The sequence below is a fragment of the Paenibacillus xylanexedens genome (assembly GCF_007676705.1).
Classification (GTDB): Bacteria; Bacillota; Bacilli; order Paenibacillales; family Paenibacillaceae; genus Paenibacillus; species Paenibacillus xylanexedens_C.
Genome location: NZ_VEBF01000003.1, coordinates 704,411 through 721,761, shown reverse-complemented (window position 1 = coordinate 721,761; position 17,351 = coordinate 704,411). Strand labels below are relative to the sequence as shown.

Annotated in this window: 14 protein-coding genes; 13 read left to right on the top strand and 1 reads right to left on the bottom strand. The window is 48.5% G+C overall.

Features of this window, described 5'->3' with window-relative positions; translation table 11 throughout:
• The first annotated feature begins 1 nt into the window (after window position 1).
• From FS628_RS21060 to FS628_RS21000, 13 genes are all read left to right on the top strand, one after another.
• Window positions 2-913, top strand: coding sequence for a DUF2232 domain-containing protein (locus FS628_RS21060; protein WP_145324965.1), 912 nt, complete (start codon window positions 2-4; stop codon window positions 911-913).
• 11 nt (window positions 914-924) lie between these two features.
• On the top strand, window positions 925-2,916 hold the full coding sequence (locus FS628_RS21055; RefSeq protein WP_145324964.1) for a DHH family phosphoesterase: 1,992 nt from the start codon (window positions 925-927) through the stop codon (window positions 2,914-2,916).
• Window positions 2,913-3,356 carry a 50S ribosomal protein L9 gene (rplI, locus tag FS628_RS21050; RefSeq protein WP_062836541.1) on the top strand — a complete coding sequence of 148 codons (444 nt, stop codon included), beginning with the start codon at window positions 2,913-2,915 and terminating at the stop codon, window positions 3,354-3,356. The genes FS628_RS21055 and rplI overlap by 4 nt, the downstream gene beginning before the upstream one ends.
• 1 nt (window position 3,357) lies before the next feature.
• Complete coding sequence (dnaB, locus tag FS628_RS21045) at window positions 3,358-4,719, top strand: replicative DNA helicase (RefSeq protein WP_036611922.1); 1,362 nt, start codon at window positions 3,358-3,360, stop codon at window positions 4,717-4,719.
• A 445-nt stretch (window positions 4,720-5,164) separates the two neighbouring features.
• On the top strand, window positions 5,165-6,451 hold the full coding sequence (locus FS628_RS21040) for an adenylosuccinate synthase (RefSeq protein WP_145324963.1): 1,287 nt from the start codon (window positions 5,165-5,167) through the stop codon (window positions 6,449-6,451).
• Between the two features lie 225 nt (window positions 6,452-6,676).
• Window positions 6,677-7,438 (top strand): hypothetical protein, encoded by a 762-nt coding sequence (locus FS628_RS21035; protein WP_145324962.1) that lies wholly within the window; start codon window positions 6,677-6,679, stop codon window positions 7,436-7,438.
• Between the two features lie 293 nt (window positions 7,439-7,731).
• Entirely contained in the window at window positions 7,732-8,541 is an 810-nt protein-coding gene (locus FS628_RS21030; RefSeq protein ID WP_145324961.1) for a class I SAM-dependent methyltransferase, read from the top strand.
• 486 nt (window positions 8,542-9,027) lie between these two features.
• Window positions 9,028-10,560 (top strand): peptidoglycan DD-metalloendopeptidase family protein, encoded by a 1,533-nt coding sequence (locus FS628_RS21025; protein WP_145324960.1) that lies wholly within the window; start codon window positions 9,028-9,030, stop codon window positions 10,558-10,560.
• 250 nt (window positions 10,561-10,810) lie between these two features.
• Complete coding sequence (gene yycF, locus FS628_RS21020) at window positions 10,811-11,533, top strand: response regulator YycF (protein ID WP_074092884.1); 723 nt, start codon at window positions 10,811-10,813, stop codon at window positions 11,531-11,533.
• On the top strand, window positions 11,533-13,383 hold the full coding sequence (walK, locus tag FS628_RS21015) for a cell wall metabolism sensor histidine kinase WalK (protein ID WP_145324959.1): 1,851 nt from the start codon (window positions 11,533-11,535) through the stop codon (window positions 13,381-13,383). Before yycF ends, walK begins: the two co-directional genes overlap by 1 nt.
• Window positions 13,367-14,647: a YycH family regulatory protein gene (locus FS628_RS21010; protein ID WP_145324958.1), complete on the top strand. Its 1,281-nt coding sequence runs from the start codon at window positions 13,367-13,369 to the stop codon at window positions 14,645-14,647. The genes walK and FS628_RS21010 overlap by 17 nt, the downstream gene beginning before the upstream one ends.
• 274 nt (window positions 14,648-14,921) lie before the next feature.
• Complete coding sequence (yycI, locus tag FS628_RS21005) at window positions 14,922-15,665, top strand: two-component system regulatory protein YycI (RefSeq protein ID WP_145150815.1); 744 nt, start codon at window positions 14,922-14,924, stop codon at window positions 15,663-15,665.
• A gap of 6 nt (window positions 15,666-15,671) precedes the next feature.
• Window positions 15,672-16,478, top strand: a complete 807-nt coding sequence (locus FS628_RS21000) for an MBL fold metallo-hydrolase (RefSeq protein WP_145324957.1) — start codon at window positions 15,672-15,674, stop codon at window positions 16,476-16,478.
• Here the strand turns inward: FS628_RS21000 and FS628_RS20995 are convergent.
• On the bottom strand, window positions 16,447-16,659 hold the full coding sequence (locus FS628_RS20995) for a hypothetical protein (protein WP_036611899.1): 213 nt from the start codon (window positions 16,657-16,659) through the stop codon (window positions 16,447-16,449). The two genes, FS628_RS21000 and FS628_RS20995, sit on opposite strands and share 32 nt — an antisense overlap.
• Window positions 16,660-17,351: the final 692 nt, after the last annotated feature.

The window sequence follows — 17,351 nt, the reverse complement described above, 5'->3', positions numbered from 1 at the left end:
GTTGAAATTTAGCTTTAAATCAGCTGTTTGGAGTGCAGTCTATCTGCTCCTGCTACTTTCGCTGTTAACTCCTTTATCGGTACTTGCCATATTTTTTATGATGATTCCGGGAGTTATTTTGTATGCTTCATTATCTTTAAAATCATTTATGTGGCATCTCGTGCCCGTGGCCGTTATTTTGGTCATATTCCATCCTATTTATCTGTTACTATTGCTCATCTTTACCCTGCCTGCGATCGTTATGGGACACGCGTATAAAAAACGGAAATCAGCCCTGTTCACGCTTATGGCGGGAAGTGGCGCGATGCTGGCAGAATACTTATTGTTGCTCTTGGTCGGCAGTGTCATTTTCCAATTCGACCTGTCCAGCTATATTGAAGATGTGGTCAGACTGACTATTGAACCGTTAACGAATACATCCAACCAGATGATCAACGGGTTCGCATGGACGCCTGAGATGACAGCCGATGTTGCCAAACAAACGCAGCTTATGATTCCTTTTGCACTGGTTGTGACATCGATGGTAATGGCATTCATCACACATGTCATTGCCCGTCCGATTCTGAATGTTATGGGCATAGCTGTATCGAAGCTTCCACCAGCGAGAGAGTGGCGTATGCCGCGTGCACTGATCTGGTATTATTTCCTCGCACTGTTGATTGAGGTCATCTCCAGACAGAGTGATGGAACATACTGGACCATGATTGCCATGAATCTATCGCCTTTAATTAATCTGGGCTTCATGATTCAAGCGATCGGTTTCTTCTTCTTTCTCTCACATACAAAGAAATGGAATCCGGTTATACCGTATTTCCTGGCGGTTGCGGTCTTCTTCATTGGTCCGCTTCGAATTATCGGAATTATCGATCTGGCGTTCCCGCTTCGTGAGGCAATATCGAAATCAAAACGATAGGGTGATGAGTCATGCCTAAATTTCTGAAGAAACGCTGGCACGGCTACTATACCGTATGGGCGTTCATACTGCTGCTGTTGCTCGTTATGTTCGTTACCATCTATAACTGGACGCTTGGTTTGATTAGTCTGATACTGGCCTCGGCGCTGGGAATCGTCATGATTAAGGCGGAGCTCGCGTTCCGCCGTGAGCTCAATGACTACATTAATGGCCTGTCCATTCGGATTAAACGGATGGAGGGGGAAGCGGTCAGCATGCTTCCATTCGGAATTGTGCTGTACAGCGAAGATCGTACGGTAGAGTGGCATAACCGCTTTGTCGCGGAGATGTTCCAGGAGAAGACTTTGGTAGGCAATCCGCTACCTAATTTGTTTCCCAAACTTCCTCAACCTAAAGAGAAGAAGGATGGGACCAAGGAACATTCATCCAAGGAGTTTCATGACGAATTCCAGCTGGATGATCGGCATTATGGAGTTATTCATAACCCGCAGGAGCGGTATGTATATGTATACGAGATTACGGAGCTAGCCATTCTTCGTGATAAATATGAAAATGAACGCCTTGCATTGGGTATTCTCGTTCTGGATAATCTGGACGAGGCTGCCCAGGGCATGGACGACCAGCAGCGTACAGCGCTGATTGCCCGTGTGACCAGCGAGATTACGTCATGGGCCAAGCAGTACGAAGTGTACCTGCGCCGGCTGTCTTCTGATCGTTATCTGTTGATGCTGAATCATAAGTCTTTGCAGGAACTGGAGCAGAGCCGATTTGTCATTTTGGATGAAGTTCGGGAGATGACTGCTGACCTCAAAGTGCCGATGACACTCAGTGTAGGACTGGCGTTTGGTTCGGATAGCATCAGCGAGATGGGAGAACTGGCGCAGTCCAGTCTGGACATGGCACTTGGACGTGGTGGCGACCAGGCCGCCGTGAAATCGGGGCAAAGGCTGTCTTTCTATGGCGGCAAGTCCAATGCAGTGGAGAAACGGACGCGGGTAAGAGCACGTGTTATTGCGCACGCGCTGCGTGATCTGATGCAGGAGAGCGACCGGGTGCTCATCATGGGGCACAAAATCCCGGACATGGACGCAATCGGTGCATCCATCGGGGTATGGAAAGCGGCGAGTCTGTACAATGTGGAAGCAAGAATTGTACTGGATGGAGTTAATCCATCGATTGAACGCATGATGGAGCAAGTGAACAAGGACGAGAAGTTGTCCAAGGCATTTGTATCACCGGAACAAGCAACTCAGATGATGACAGAGCACACACTGCTGGTTGTGGTGGATACACATAAGGCCTCCATGACAATGGAGCCGAAACTGGTGCAGTCTGCAACCCGTGTTGTAGTTGTAGATCACCATCGTCGGGGTGAGGAGTTCATCAATGATGCTGTGTTGATCTATCTGGAGCCTTACGCGTCCTCAGCTGCGGAACTGGTAACAGAGCTCTTGCAATACATTCATGACAAGGTACAATTCACTCCACTCGAAGCTACGGCTCTACTAGCCGGAATTACGATGGATACAAAGCACTTTGCATTGCACACCGGGTCCAGAACGTTCGAAGCGGCAGGCTTCCTGCGTCGTAGCGGTGCGGATACCATTATGGTCCAGCGGTTGATGAAAGAGGATCTGTCAGAATATATTGCTAAGGCAGAAATCATAAAGCATGCTAAAATGGTATATGGAAACATTGCGCTGGCGGTCACGGACCCTGGCAGCAAGATTTCACAGATGATGATCGCCCAGGTGGCGGACACATTGCTGAACATGACTGACGTGGTCGCTTCATTTGTTATAAGCGAGCGTCCGGATGGACTGATTGGCATCAGTGCGAGATCGCTGGGGCGCATGAATGTTCAGGTTGTCATGGAACAACTGGGCGGTGGCGGACATTTGACGAATGCTGCCGTGCAGCTTGAAGGAACGCTTGGAGAGGCAGAAAAACGGCTGACGAACGTACTGGCTGAAATCGAAAAGGAAGAGGGGCTGTTCGAATGAAAGTCATTTTTATAAAAGATATGAAGGGTCAAGGCAAGAAAGGGCAAGTGAAAGAAGTATCTGAGGGGTACGCACAGAACTTCCTACTGCCACGGGGGATCGCACGTCCAGCAACGGATGGCAACATGAAGACACTGGACAACCAGAAGGCTGCTGAAGAAAGAATCAAACAGGAAGAGAAAGCAGAAGCGGAAGCACTCGCGAAGAAGCTGGAAGCAGAAGTGACTGAACTGAAAGCCAAGTCCGGCGAAGGTGGTCGTCTGTTCGGTGCAATTACCAGCAAACAAATCGCAGAAGCGTTGTCTAAAAAGGGTCTGAAAGTAGACAAACGCAAAATTGAGCTGGACGAGCCTATTCGTACACTCGGCGTAACACAAGTAACTGTCAAGGTTCACCCTGAAGTGAAGGCAACCTTGAAGGTACAGGTAACGGAAGAGTAAGATGGGCGGCGAAATGTTATTCGACCGGATTCCCCCGCAGAACCTGGAAGCCGAACAGGCTGTGCTGGGTGCAATCCTGTTGCAGGGTGAGGCCCTGATTACAGCGATGGAACGGGTGCAAACCGAGGATTTTTATGATAAGCCCCATCAATTAATTTTTGAAGCGATGATCCAGCTTGGTGAGGGAAATCAACCGATTGACCTCGTCACACTGACTTCACTTCTGAAGGATAAAGGCGAGCTGGAGGACATCGGCGGCGTTAGTTATCTGGCGAAGCTGGCCCATGGTGTACCTACAGCCGCGAACGTAGACTATTACGCTCAGATTATCGAAGAGAAGTCGATGCTGCGTCGCCTGATTCGTACGGCTACACAGATCGTGAGCGAAGGATATACAGGCGGCGAAGATGTTGCAGCTATGCTCGGAGAAGCTGAGCGTCGTATTCTGGAGATTTCCAACCGTCGTTCCAGTAGTGGTTTTATAGCCATTCAGGACGTACTGATGGAAGTATTCGATCGAGTGGAAACCCTGCATCAGAATAAGGGAACAACGACAGGAATTCCGTCCGGGTTCATCGATCTGGACAAAATGACTGCCGGATTCCAGCGCAGTGACTTGATTATTGTAGCAGCCCGTCCTTCCGTAGGTAAGACGGCCTTCGCCCTGAATATTGCTCAGAACGTGGCCATTCGGGCACAGGAGACGGTAGCCATCTTCAGTCTGGAGATGTCAGCTGCCCAGCTGGTGCAACGTATGATCTGTGCGGAAGCCAACCTGGATGCGAGTGTTATGCGTATGGGTGACTTCAAAGGTGACGAAGACTGGCAGAAGCTGACGATGGGTATTGCAGCGTTGTCGGAAGCCAACATCTTTATAGACGATACCCCAGGCATTACTGTAGCAGATATTCGTGCCAAATGCCGTCGTCTCAAGAAAGAGAAAGGCCTTGGCATGATCCTGATCGACTATCTTCAATTGATTAGTGGACGTGGTAAAGCAGGTGAGAACCGTCAACAAGAGGTATCCGAGATTTCACGTACACTGAAACAGATTGGCCGGGAACTGGAAGTTCCGGTTATTGCCTTGTCCCAGCTGAGCCGGGGTGTAGAGCAACGTCAGGATAAACGTCCGATGATGAGTGACTTGCGGGAATCGGGTTCGATCGAGCAAGATGCCGACATCGTAGCGTTCCTGTACCGGGATGACTACTACAACCAGGAGACCGAGAAGAAAAATATTATCGAGATTATTATCGCCAAACAGCGTAATGGTCCGGTAGGTACGGTGGAACTGGTCTTCCTGAAAAACTTTAATAAATTCGTCAATTACGAGAGGGCACACAATGACGCCTTCGCGATGTAACGGACAGGCGCTAACTGCTTCGATCAAGAAGCAAATCCGTCTGTCCCGAACATCAACCATTAGCATAACTGGACTCAAACCTGTGTTATAAATACCAGATATAGATTCGCGTTTGAAAAGGGTATCCTTGAACCGGTGATAGCAGTCAAGCAAGCTTGGACTGAGGTCTCCGGTTTTTTGTGTCGAAATAATGGGTTAATTCCGAACATTATGGTTGTACTATATCTAATTGTTCGCCATTTGATTTGACTTTGAAAAAGGGTACTGGTACACTAATACTGCTGCGTTAAAGCAGCGCAAACCTTCCCTTGAATGTAACGGAAGGAGATTTTTACTGTCCGTTAGCACGCTTCTCAGTCGGTTTATTGCGTAACATGCCTGCCGGGATAGAGGACGGACAGACCAATACAAAGGTGCGCAAGGCACCCACGGAGGAATGTTAACTATGTCAACGGTAGTTGTAGTGGGAACGCAATGGGGAGACGAAGGTAAAGGTAAAATCACGGATTATTTGGCGGAGAGCGCTGATGTGGTGGCTCGTTATCAAGGTGGTAACAATGCGGGTCATACGATTCTGATTGATAATAAAAAATATAAACTGACGATGATTCCATCAGGGATTTTCTACACGGATAAAGCGTGTGTTATTGGTAACGGAATGGTTATCAACCCGAAGGCACTCATCGAAGAAATTAACTATATTCATGACAATGATTTTACAACGAAGAACCTGTCCATCAGTGAGCGCGCACATATCATCTTGCCATATCACATGGTACTGGATGCACTCGAAGAAGAGAGCAAAGGCCCGAACAAAATCGGTACGACTGGTAAGGGTATTGGCCCATGTTATATGGACAAATCAGCTCGTATTGGTATTCGGATGGTTGACCTGCTGGATGCTGAAGAGTTTGAACTGAAATTGCGTCATCTGGTAAAAGAAAAGAACCGCATCATCGAGCAAGTCTACGGCGGTCAGCCTGTTGATGTGGAAGAGATTCTGACAGATTATCTTGGATATGCAGAAATTCTGCGTCCGTATGTACGTGATACATCCGTTGTTCTGAACGAATATATTGATGAGGACAAAAAAGTATTGTTTGAAGGTGCACAAGGCGTTATGTTGGACCTTGACCAAGGAACTTATCCATTTGTTACATCATCCAATCCGTCCGCAGGTGGCGTATGTATCGGTTCTGGCGTAGGCCCAGCTCGGATCCAGCAAGTGATTGGTGTAGCGAAAGCCTACACAACGCGTGTAGGAGATGGCCCATTCCCAACGGAATTGCATGATGCAATCGGTGACCAAATCCGCGAGACAGGACATGAGTACGGTACGGTAACTGGACGTCCACGTCGTGTGGGTTGGTTCGATAGTGTTGTCGTTCGTCACGCGCGTCGTGTCAGCGGAATTACAGGGCTGTCCCTGAACTCTCTGGACGTAATGACAGGTCTGGAAACCGTAAAAATCTGCACGGGATACAAATTCCGTGGCGAGATCATTACACACTACCCGGCAAGTCTCAAAATGCTGGCTGAATGTGAAGCGGTATACGAAGAGCTGCCAGGCTGGAGCGAAGATATCACTGGAGCGAAGAAACTTGAAGACCTGCCAGTGAACACACAGAATTATGTAAAACGTGTATCCGAACTGACAGGCATTCCAATTGCCATCTTCTCTGTTGGTCGTAACCGTGAGCAAACGAATCAAGTTCTTCCAATCTACGAATAATTCAACACTTAGAGTGATCATATTTCTTGGATTATAAAATAGGATAGACTGCCCACTCAGGCAGGTAAAGCCTTCAGTTGTTGCTTTTATAGCAATGACTGGAGGTTTTTTTGTATGTTTTTCGGATATAATCCCGAGATTTCCGTCAATACTGGTTAACAGTAGAGTCACAGACCCCGACATGCGCATGCTAGACGGGTGGGATAATCGGAGGGAGAGAACGGAATGAAGTTGCTTGTGTGGTTTGTCAAAATCATGCTAACGGTGTTGCTGGTCAGTTCACTGACACTGCTCACGACTGGATTAATTGTACAGTCATATGCGAAATCGCTACTCGCGAGTTTTAACATTCAGTGGGAAGGTCAACCTATGGGATTAACGGCTATGTTTCAGGGAGCCTTAGGTGGGAAAACCAACGAGGGGAATAAGCCGGGAAATGGAACGATAGATCAACCAGCAGGAACAGAAGAAGAACGTGTTCCGGAAGATGCCGTCTCGGTCATGGGTAACGGTTCGGAGAGCGGTGAATCTGGCGTAGATGCAGGCAACAGTGCATCCCAGGGGAGCGGCTCAGGCGAGGGTGAAGGAGAAGGCTCAGGTACAGATTCGGCTGGAGGATCTAACTCAGACACAAGTGCAGGCACAGGGACGGATACAGGCACAGGGAGCGGTTCAGGAACAGCAGAGGGTAGTGGCTCAGCTGCAGGAAACGGAACCGCAAGCGGTGGCGCTTCTTCAGGCAATGATGCCATTGTAGTATCACCAGATGACATCACAGGTGCGAAGGATAAGCTGCCCGTAGAGGAGAAAGAGAAGATCTTCAGTTTGCTCATGAATAAACTGCCGCAGAAAGAAATGCAGCAGATCTCTGGTGCGATGGAAGGTGGCTTAACGGAACAGGAACTTCGTGAGATTGAACAGGTGATCTCGAAGTATCTGACCAGTGAAGAGTACGACAACCTGATGGAAGTACTGCAGACAGAGTAAGATAAATAGGTAAAGCAGGCGTGCTCATAGACGGGTATCGCCTGATTCATATTGTAATGGACTTGTCGATGGCGATTGAATATAATTTATTTATATAAATACTGGAAATTGTATAGCCTATTCAGGAGGGAACATTGTATGAAGTATAAAGGTAAAGAACACGACATATAAAAACGGTTTTGCAATATTGCAGAAACCTCGAGTCCAATTCGTGGACCTCCGTTCATAGGGTGCATTCAAGAGATACGATGTATCTGGGTTTATGAATACACTAATTGGAGGTTTTATTGAACATGAACTTATATCATTCGAAGTCAGAATCGTCAGTAAAAAAGATTACCGAGGCAGCAAAAGAGAGATTCGAGCAAGGTCTGCAAGAGGCCGATCAGCCATTTAGCGGTTGGGATTTTAGCTATGTAACCGGGAGTGACCGACTCCAGAGCGGAATGTTGCCTTGGTCCTATGGAACGATGGCGCGCCGATTGTTGAATCAGACAGATCGAATGCTCGACATGGGAACTGGTGGAGGAGAAATGCTGTCCAGACTACTTCCGCTTCCTCCGTACACATGTGCGACTGAAGGATATCTCCCGAATATACCGATTGCAGAGGAACGTTTGCAGCCGCTCGGTGTGAAGGTATTTCCTGTGACGGATGATTCGCAACTGCCTTTCGAAGATGGGGAGTTCGATCTGATTCTTAATCGGCACGAATCGTATGATGAAAAGGAAGTTAGGCGGATTCTATCTGTAGGAGGACTGTTTCTAACCCAACAGGTAGGCTGGTCAGATTGCCGGGAGATCAATGATCGACTTGGCATACCTATGCCAGTGGACTACGCTGGATGGGAACTGGAACGTGCTTTTCTTCAGCTGGAACAGTGTGGATTCCGTATTATAGAGCAACGCGAAGCAGCCCCTACACAGCGGTTCTATGATATAGGCGCACTGGTATATTATCTGAAGACCATCCCGTGGCAAGTTCCTGATTTCAAGGTAGACCAGTTCCGAGAGCCATTGATGGATATTCATATCGAGATGGAGCAAAATGGATTCTGGGAAGTACAGCAAAAGCGATTTGTAATTCTTGCAGTTAAAGAGTAGAGACTTGAAAGTTAATTTCTTTTGAGGCATGAGATGAAATCGAGTTTAAGATAAACCACGAATAGATAGTTTACGTAATCCCTTATCAGAGTTGATCTGGTAGGGGATTTTATTTGTATTTTTATGAAAAATAAAGCATATTTCACTGGGTCTTAGAACCTAGTCTTAAATTGCGAATAAAAGCACATAGTACAGCCGATGTTGAGGCATAATGGGTGATGGACCAGTCGGGCCATCTTATGGATAATTCAGGGAAACCAAGCGGGGCGTGGCTTTGTGGTGTGACGTGTACAGTTGAAATGAGTGTAAAACCTGTGTTAAAGTATACGGGTGTGATAAAAGGTTAAAATTTTGACACTTTTACGAGCGCAGCTAAAGTCCTTATTTTGCGGACACCCAATACAATTATCAACGAGCATGGGACAGACACGATGGGTGATGTCTTGACAGAAATGCGAACTGAGAAGTGCTGAAAAGGAGAGAATCATGAAAGGTTTCAGAGGCATACGCCAACCGGGCAAAGACCGGGTACACGAACAATCCGGGGAACACCGGACGGCCGAAGACAAAAACAACATGAGCATGTCCACCTTCAGTGTGAATAAGAAGCGCGTTCTGGCCTCGCGCAAATGGATCATTACAGCAGCATGCGGTGTGTTCATCGCAGCATCGATCGGATTCGCAGGCAAACAATATGTTACTGCAAACACCGTGCCGTACTATAAAGTAATGGTCAAAGGTAGCGAGATTGGTACCATTGCAGATGAAGCACAACTACAACAACTGTTTACAGACAAAACTGAGGAATATCAACATAAATATCCGGATGCAGAGATGGTGCTGAACACGGATGGTATCACGACCGAAACGGTAAAAGCATACAAGCCTGAAGTGAACAGCGATGAAACGCTGGATAAACTGGGCGACATGCTGACTGCTTACGCCAAAGGTGTGGAGCTTAAGGTAGACGGTGAAGTCATTGGCATTGTGAAGGATCAGGCAACAGCGGATGCAATCCTAGAACAAGTGCAAAGCAAATACATATCGGCATCGGCTGTGCGAAGTTCGCTGAAGACGAAGTCGGTATCGGCTAATTCCTCGAAGAAAGACGAGGGACCGAGCACAACCCTGAAGTCAGTAGGTATCAAGGAAGATGTAGCGACGGATGTGGTGAAGGCTGATCCAAACAAAATATGGGATGTGTCCGAGGCGGTTAAAGCATTAACCGTTGGTAAAGACGCGCCTGTAACTTATGTGGTTCGTGAAGGAGATACGATCTCTTCGATCGCTACCAAGTATGAAATTACACAAAGCGAGATTCTCAAAAATAATCCGGGCATCAAGGAAACGTCACTGCAAATCGGAGACGAACTGACCCTGACCGTGCCTAAGCCAGCTGTTACCGTTAAATCGGTTGAACAAGTGGTTGAACAGATTGAGATTAAACCGCAAGTAGAGGTTCGAAAAAGTGCTGAACTGAAAGCAGGAACAACCAAAGTCGTGCGTCCTGGACAAAGTGGATTGAAAAGCATGCAATACCGTATCACAAAAGAAAATGGTGAAGTTGTTCAGGAGGAATGGCTTGGCCAGGAAGTGATCAAAGCCGCCGTAACTGAAGTCGTTCTAAGTGGAACAAAAGTCGTTGGTGAAGGCACGGGTGAATTTGCTTGGCCTGTATCGAATGCAACGATGAGTAGCAGCTTCGGACAGCGTTGGGGTCGTCAGCACAAAGGGGTCGATCTGGTAGGTAACCGGGATGTGAAGTCAGCCGATGAAGGCGTGGTTACTTTTGCAGGGCAGAAGAGTGGTTATGGCAATGTCATCATTATTAACCATCGTAATGGATACGAAACATTGTATGGTCATCTGGATAGTATCGGTGTGAAGGTTGGACAAGTGGTTGAAAAAGGGGAGAGCATCGGCGTTATGGGTAACACAGGTCGCTCGACCGGGACACATCTGCACTTCGAGATCCTGAAGAACGGCACAGCCGAGAATCCGATGACGTATTTGAACTAATATAGGGTAAAGTGAGAGCAAGGTTGGCTATGATGCCGGCCTTGTTTTTTGCTGCTGTAAAATATTTTCAGATGAAAGACCTTCCAAGCCCCGGATCGGGATGTGACGGTGCTTCAGGTATGTTAAACTAGAGAGTATAAACAACAAACTAGAAGAACCAATTAACGAGGCTTACTAAGAGCTAAACATACAAAGAGAGATATAGACACGCTAACGCCGATTAAGCGGGATATAGGGGTGAATTCAGCCGATGCAGGGGAAGATTTTGGTGGTGGACGATGAGCAGCCCATCGCGGACATTCTGAAATTTAATTTGGAAAAAGAGGGGTACGAGGTCATCTGTGCATTTGATGGCATTCGTGCAGTTGAATTGGCGTTATCCGAGAAACCGGATCTGATGCTGCTGGATCTGATGCTCCCGGGCAAGGATGGTATGGATGTCTGTCGTGAGGTGCGAGCTCATCTGGAGATGCCGATCATCATGCTTACCGCCAAAGATGGCGAGATCGACAAGGTGCTCGGGCTGGAACTGGGTGCGGATGATTACGTAACGAAGCCATTCAGTACGCGTGAGCTGCTGGCACGGGTGAAGGCACAGATGCGCAGACGGCAAAAGCTTGCGATTACGGCAGAAGCGCCGGAAGACGAGGAGAAGCAGGTCATGCGACTGTTTGATCTGGCTTTTGATATGGACATGTATACGGCTTACAAAGGCGGAGAACCCCTCGATCTGACCCACCGTGAATATGAACTTCTCTATTATATGGCGAAGCATTCCGGCAAGGTTATGACACGGGAACATCTACTGCAAGCGGTATGGGGATATGAATATTTCGGCGATGTACGTACCGTGGATGTCACGATCCGTCGTCTGCGTGAGAAGATTGAGGAGAATCCAAGCAAACCGGAAACGATTCTGACACGCCGCGGGCTCGGTTATCTCGTGCGCAGTGCCAAAAGCGTGGGGATATAATGGGCCGATTCGCGCGATTCTCGTTCTTCCGAACGATTCAGGCGAAATTGATAATTATCTATGTACTGCTGATTCTGATTGCGATGCAATTGATCGGCGTTTATTTTGTGAGCGCGATGAAGAACTCGCTGACGAGCAACTTTACGGAAGACTTGCAGGCGCGTGCGGAGATGCTGTCGGTTCTCGTGGGGGAGACGATGGCGGGTGGAGAAGCAGAGGCTGGCGAGGACAAAACGGAAAATCTGCGTGTGCTGGTGAATAATCTGTTCAACATTAACGGTGCGGAGATTCAGGTGCTGGATGCCAGCGGCAAGGTACTCACGACCTCGCTAAGTTCACATTCGGACTATGTGGGTCGCAAAAACACCCAGACCGTAGTCAGCCGTGCGCTGCAAGGCATTCGGGACAATGAGGAATATATCGTGGACGAGGATAATGTTCGCAAAAAGGTCGTCGCCAAGCCGGTGCTGTCCGGCGGCAAAATCATTGGCGCGGTCTACATCGCCGCATCCATGAACGAGCTATATTCCACGATGGAGGGAATCAACAAAATCTTTATTTCCGGCATTCTGATTGCCTTGGTGTTAACGGCGGTGCTTGGCGTGATCCTGTCCCATACGATTACGCAGCCGATTAAAGAAGTGACTCGGAGAGCGACAGCGGTCGCAGAAGGTAACTTTGATCAGCAGACACCTGTATATGGCACGGATGAGATTGGTCAGCTCAGTCGGGCTTTTAACTATATGACCAGCCGGCTTCGGGATGCACTTTCACTGAATGAAGAGGAGAAGGAGAAGTTGACCTCCATTCTGACGAATATGAGTGATGGTGTGGTGGCTACGGATGAGTACGGTAAAGTCATTCTCGTAAACCGTCGTGCCAGCAGCATTCTGGGTATGCATCCCGCGGATATTGAAGGAAGACATTTTGCCATATTACTCGGCATTGATCCAGAGGATGCGGAAGCCCTCGCCAGTGGTTTCACAGGTTCAACTTTGCTGCAGATTGCACCTGCAGGACAAGAAGAGCCTGTGGTCATTCGGATGACGTTCACACCGGTTCATCGACGTGAACGGGGGATCACGGGAACGATTGCCGTACTTCAGGATGTCACCGAGCAGGAAGAGCTTGAAGCATCCCGGCGTGAATTCGTGGCCAATGTATCCCATGAACTGCGTACACCACTGACTACGATCAAGAGTTACGCGGAAGCGCTGGATGACGGTGCACTGGAAGACCCGCAGCTTGCCGGTCGTTTCGTTGGTGTTATTCAGAACGAGACGGAGCGAATGATACGACTGGTTACGGATCTGCTACACTTGTCGCGGCTTGATTCCAAAGAGGCCATGCTACGTAAACAGCCAACTGACATTCTGGAAATGCTGGAGGAAGTGGCGGATCGATTCTCGTTCCAGATGCATCAGAAGGATATTCAGCCTGTGTTATCTGTGGAGAATGATATTCCGGCTGTTCCACTGGATCGGGACCAGATTGATCAGGTGCTGGATAATGTCGTGTCCAATGCGCTGAAATATACATTGGAAGGTGGCACCATTACGATTGCGGCTAGACGGAGTGATGAACACACACTTGCCATCTCGGTATCGGATACCGGAATGGGTATCCCACAGCGTGATCTGGATCGCATTTTTGAGCGGTTTTATCGGGTGGACAAGGCTCGTTCCCGCAGTATGGGAGGCACAGGGCTGGGACTGTCCATTGCCCGGGAAATTGTGAAGGCACATGATGGAAGCATCTCTCTGGAGTCTGAGGTAGACGTGGGCACGACAGTGACGTTCACGCTGCCGATGCGCGAGAAAGGGGGTGAGCACCGTGAAGGAACGGATTAAATCCTTGGTGCTTGCTGCCCTTGTTGTAGCTAGTCTGGTTCAGAGTTATTTTCTGATCTACCGTTTGCCCGGAGGCGGGGATTCCATTGTGACGTCAGAGACGAACTATGTGAAGACGGAAAATATGGGTCAGGAACGCAATATTGAAGAATTGATCTTCCCCGATCAGATGATTATTCATCTGGGCGAGGATAAACATACGGTGTTTTACCCTGGCAATACGTTCTATCAGTTGATCTATTCAAGGTTACAGGGGCGAGCGTTCGATGATTTTCAGCGCCGTAGTGTGCAATCGGTGAATTGGGATCAGATTCGCAAGGAGAATCCTGGTTTTGAGCTATCGTTCAAAGAAGGTATCCCCGTAGCATTGTTACAGCGGGTGATGAGACTGGGAACAGATTCCTTGTTCCAAGGGGAGACCATTAACCGAATCTCGATCTATACAGCTAAAAATGAGACGAAGGCCCATGCGCTGTTCTTCAGCGCCAAGGGAGATGTGGTATACGAAGCAACTCAGGCGGACTTGACGGTACAGGACGTGCAGCAGCATGTCGACTTCGGTACGAACTGGACGCCATATACACTGATGGACGGCGGGTATTATATCCCGGCGGAAGCTCTAGAGACGATTGAAGCAGATGTGCCGACAGGTCAGTTCACGGTTGAGCAGATGCAACGCAGTCTGTTCTTCGATCCAAGCATGACCCGGAACATACGGGAAAAAGACGGGTCGGAGATCTACACGGACAGTAAACGTAGTCTGCAGGTAAAACAGGAACAACGCTGGATCAGCTATACCGACCCAGCCGCACCGCCTGCGGGACAGATTGATCCCGCGAAGGATGCACTGTCTGCGGTTGATTTTGTGAACCAGCATGGCGGCTGGAAAGGCAGGTCGCGCATGATGCTGGAGACCGCTGACAGCAAGACACAGCTTGAATTCCAGCAGTACTACGGCAGCTATCCAATTATGGATTCCATGCAGTTCCGCTTCGGAACGATCAGCATGGAGATGCAGCAGGAGACGGTATCCAGCTACGAACGATCGCTGGAATACCTGAACGAAGGCGCAGAGACGAAGAAATCAGTCAAATTGCCAGGCGGGGAGAAGCTCCAGGCTCTGATCAAAAAGGTAGCAGGTGAGAATCGTCAGGTGGTGGACGTGTACCCGGCATATCGCCCTTCTACGATTGAGGACGGGCTGAAGCTGATTCCGGTCTGGGTGATCCGCTTTGGCAATGGTGAGGAGACTACCGTATCTTGATGGGTTATAGTCATTGAACCAAAGAGTAGCTGTACTTTATCACTACGCGTGCAGAATAACCTTCCGATCGCTGTTACCCCCAGATTTCTTGAACTCCCTTTAATAAGGGGGGAAATCTGTTGGTAAAGGCGAACGCTCCGCTTCTTCAGGTTATTTCTGCCCTCTCCGTTGTCGTATAGCTTTAAGTTCAAAGGCTAGTAAACGGCTAGTTCCGGTGGAAGGGTAGGCAATTTGAGAAAGTATTTCAGCCAGTTAACTGAAGGAGGTGGATGTTTTGGATTGGGGACGGGCGAAAAATGTGTTGATCTATGCCTTTCTGCTGCTCAATCTGGTGCTGGGATACCAGATCTGGATGGATGCGCGGGAGACAGCCGGAGCCAATCTGGACTTCACCTCACTGGCAGATAACACACAGCAGGCGATGGAAGAGAAGGGCATTCAGGTACTGGCTCCGATTCCGAATGAAACGCCGAAGCTGCCAAAGTTGTCTTATGAGTTCATTGAAGAGGACAAGGCTGGCGTTGATATGGAGTTGGAACAGCCTGTAGATAGCAAGTTGATCTTCTCGCAGAGCGAGCTGGAAGATGCGTTGCAGGGTGAGATTCCACAGATCGGGACATACCGGCTGGATCAGCTGATGGCCGAGGATGGAGCTTTTGTGCTTCACCCACTGGTGGATGGCAAATGGCCGCTCTTCAATGTGAGTCTGGAGCTATTCTACAGCGACCAGAAAATAACGGGTTACCGTCAAACTCCAGTGCGGATTACGACCGCAGAGGAGAGCGATCAGCAGGTACTTCCGGCGTCGAAGGCGCTGGGAACGCTGATCGAGAACTTTTTGCCAAATGATGCGATTGTCAAAGATATTCAGCTGGGCTATTACGGCCAGTTGTTCAATTCAGATATACAGGTAGCGATGCCGGCATGGCGGTTCGTGCTGGAAAGTGGCGAAGTGTTGTACGTGCAGGGCATCAGTGGGGATGTATTCAGTCCCAAGACAGACAAACCAGGGGAGTAATGCGTTATGGGGATATATTTTACCGTGTTATCCAGCGGTTCGACAGGCAATGCCACAGTCATACAGCATGGGGGCACTTCTCTCATGATTGACGCCGGCCTTAGTGCGAAGCGATTGGATGCACTGTTTCAGGAAAGGGAGATTTCTGGGGCAGAACTGGACGGAATTCTGGTTACACATGAACATTCTGATCACATTAAAGGACTAGGCGCGATGTCTCGGAAATATAATTTACCAATCTATGCGAATCTCAATACGTGGGCGGCACTGGAGAAGTCGGTTGGAGCGATTCCAGAGGAAAACCGGAGAGTATTTGAGACAGGTGAGAAGCATGATTTTGGGTCACTGCGCGTGGAATCCTTTGGGATCTCACATGATGCAGCTGAGCCGGTAGGTTATACGTTCGATGACGGCAGTGAGAAGCTGTCTGTTGCAACCGATCTTGGATACATGAGCGACAAGGTGCGCGATGCAATCGCAGATTCTGACGTACTGGTGCTGGAGGCGAATCATGATGTCGAATTGCTGCGTATGGGGCGTTATCCATGGAACACCAAGCGCCGGATTTTGAGCGACATCGGGCATTTGTCGAACGAAGCAGCAGGCGCAGCGCTTAGTGAACTGATGAACGGACGCATCAAGCGCACGTATCTGGCACATCTTAGCCGAGATCATAATATGATGGACTTGGCGAAAATGTCGGTGCGCGACGCGATGGAAAGCCGTGGATGCTTTTATCGGGATCATGAGTTCAAACTTTGTGATACGTATTACGACCGTCCTACGCCATGGGATAGGGTGGGTGAGCCATAAAGCTGTCGAGTTCGGCGGCTTTGCGCTCGACTTCCTCGCGGGTCAGAATGCCTTTATCGATAAGCAGTTCAATGATGGTACTGAGGGCAAGGGTATTACGATAGTGTTCTTCCTTGAGATCGGCCAGCTTGGCCGCCATATGAACTTCATCCATGGCTGTGAGTGTACGCGTGCGATCCATGTATACATCCTCCTCTATGAAGCTTCGAATTGTCTTTTACTATTATTGTAGTCAGGCTGGGTGGAAAACATTCCTCTTTTTGCCGCTATAATTTGCGTGATAAGGCGTGTATGCTGAACCTGTGACCATGCAGGGGTGAAAAAGTTCTTCAAAATGGCCAAAACGGCGCTTAGCGAACCTGATTTTGTGGTGATAGATACTATGGACCTTTATTGTTAAGCGCGTTATAGCGGAAATTTGCGTTAATTTTCATAATTATGCAACTTTTTGAGATTTGTCGTGTTTAGTATATGAGGAACATTGTGATTTTGGCTGTTTTGCGTGTGAAATGGCATGTCATAGAATGCGAGAGCATGATTGATAGAGTTACTGACAGAATGGAGTGTCCGTTCTGTTGTACATAGACGCTGTATCTTGATTTGATGCCGGGATGCGGCGATATGCAAGACCATTTTATAAAAGTGCAAAAAAGCATGGGAAACCGTTGGAGTCTTCACGTAACGAAGACGACAGAAGAAACCTGAAGAAACAGAGTGTTCGCCTTTAGGAACAAATTTTTACCTTGGAAGAGGGGATCAAAAAAATTTGTGAGTAACAGCGATCGGAAGGTTCGTCTGTTGGCGGAGTGGTGTATGTGAGAACTCCATCGTTGATCCATGCGACAACTTAGGCGGCAGTCAGGGTCTTGATGC

Excerpts from the sequence above, each read along its gene's own strand:
- FS628_RS21055 (WP_145324964.1), top strand. The coding sequence starts at position 925 with ATGCCTAAATTTCTGAAGAAACGCTGGCACGGCTACTATACCGTATGG.
- rplI (WP_062836541.1), top strand. The coding sequence starts at position 2,913 with ATGAAAGTCATTTTTATAAAAGATATGAAGGGTCAAGGCAAGAAAGGG.
- dnaB (WP_036611922.1), top strand. The coding sequence starts at position 3,358 with ATGGGCGGCGAAATGTTATTCGACCGGATTCCCCCGCAGAACCTGGAA.
- FS628_RS21040 (WP_145324963.1), top strand. The coding sequence starts at position 5,165 with ATGTCAACGGTAGTTGTAGTGGGAACGCAATGGGGAGACGAAGGTAAA.
- FS628_RS21035 (WP_145324962.1), top strand. The coding sequence starts at position 6,677 with ATGAAGTTGCTTGTGTGGTTTGTCAAAATCATGCTAACGGTGTTGCTG.
- FS628_RS21030 (WP_145324961.1), top strand. The coding sequence starts at position 7,732 with ATGAACTTATATCATTCGAAGTCAGAATCGTCAGTAAAAAAGATTACC.
- FS628_RS21025 (WP_145324960.1), top strand. The coding sequence starts at position 9,028 with ATGAAAGGTTTCAGAGGCATACGCCAACCGGGCAAAGACCGGGTACAC.
- yycF (WP_074092884.1), top strand. The coding sequence starts at position 10,811 with ATGCAGGGGAAGATTTTGGTGGTGGACGATGAGCAGCCCATCGCGGAC.
- walK (WP_145324959.1), top strand. The coding sequence starts at position 11,533 with ATGGGCCGATTCGCGCGATTCTCGTTCTTCCGAACGATTCAGGCGAAA.
- FS628_RS21000 (WP_145324957.1), top strand. The coding sequence starts at position 15,672 with ATGGGGATATATTTTACCGTGTTATCCAGCGGTTCGACAGGCAATGCC.
- FS628_RS20995 (WP_036611899.1), bottom strand. The coding sequence starts at position 16,659 with ATGGATCGCACGCGTACACTCACAGCCATGGATGAAGTTCATATGGCG.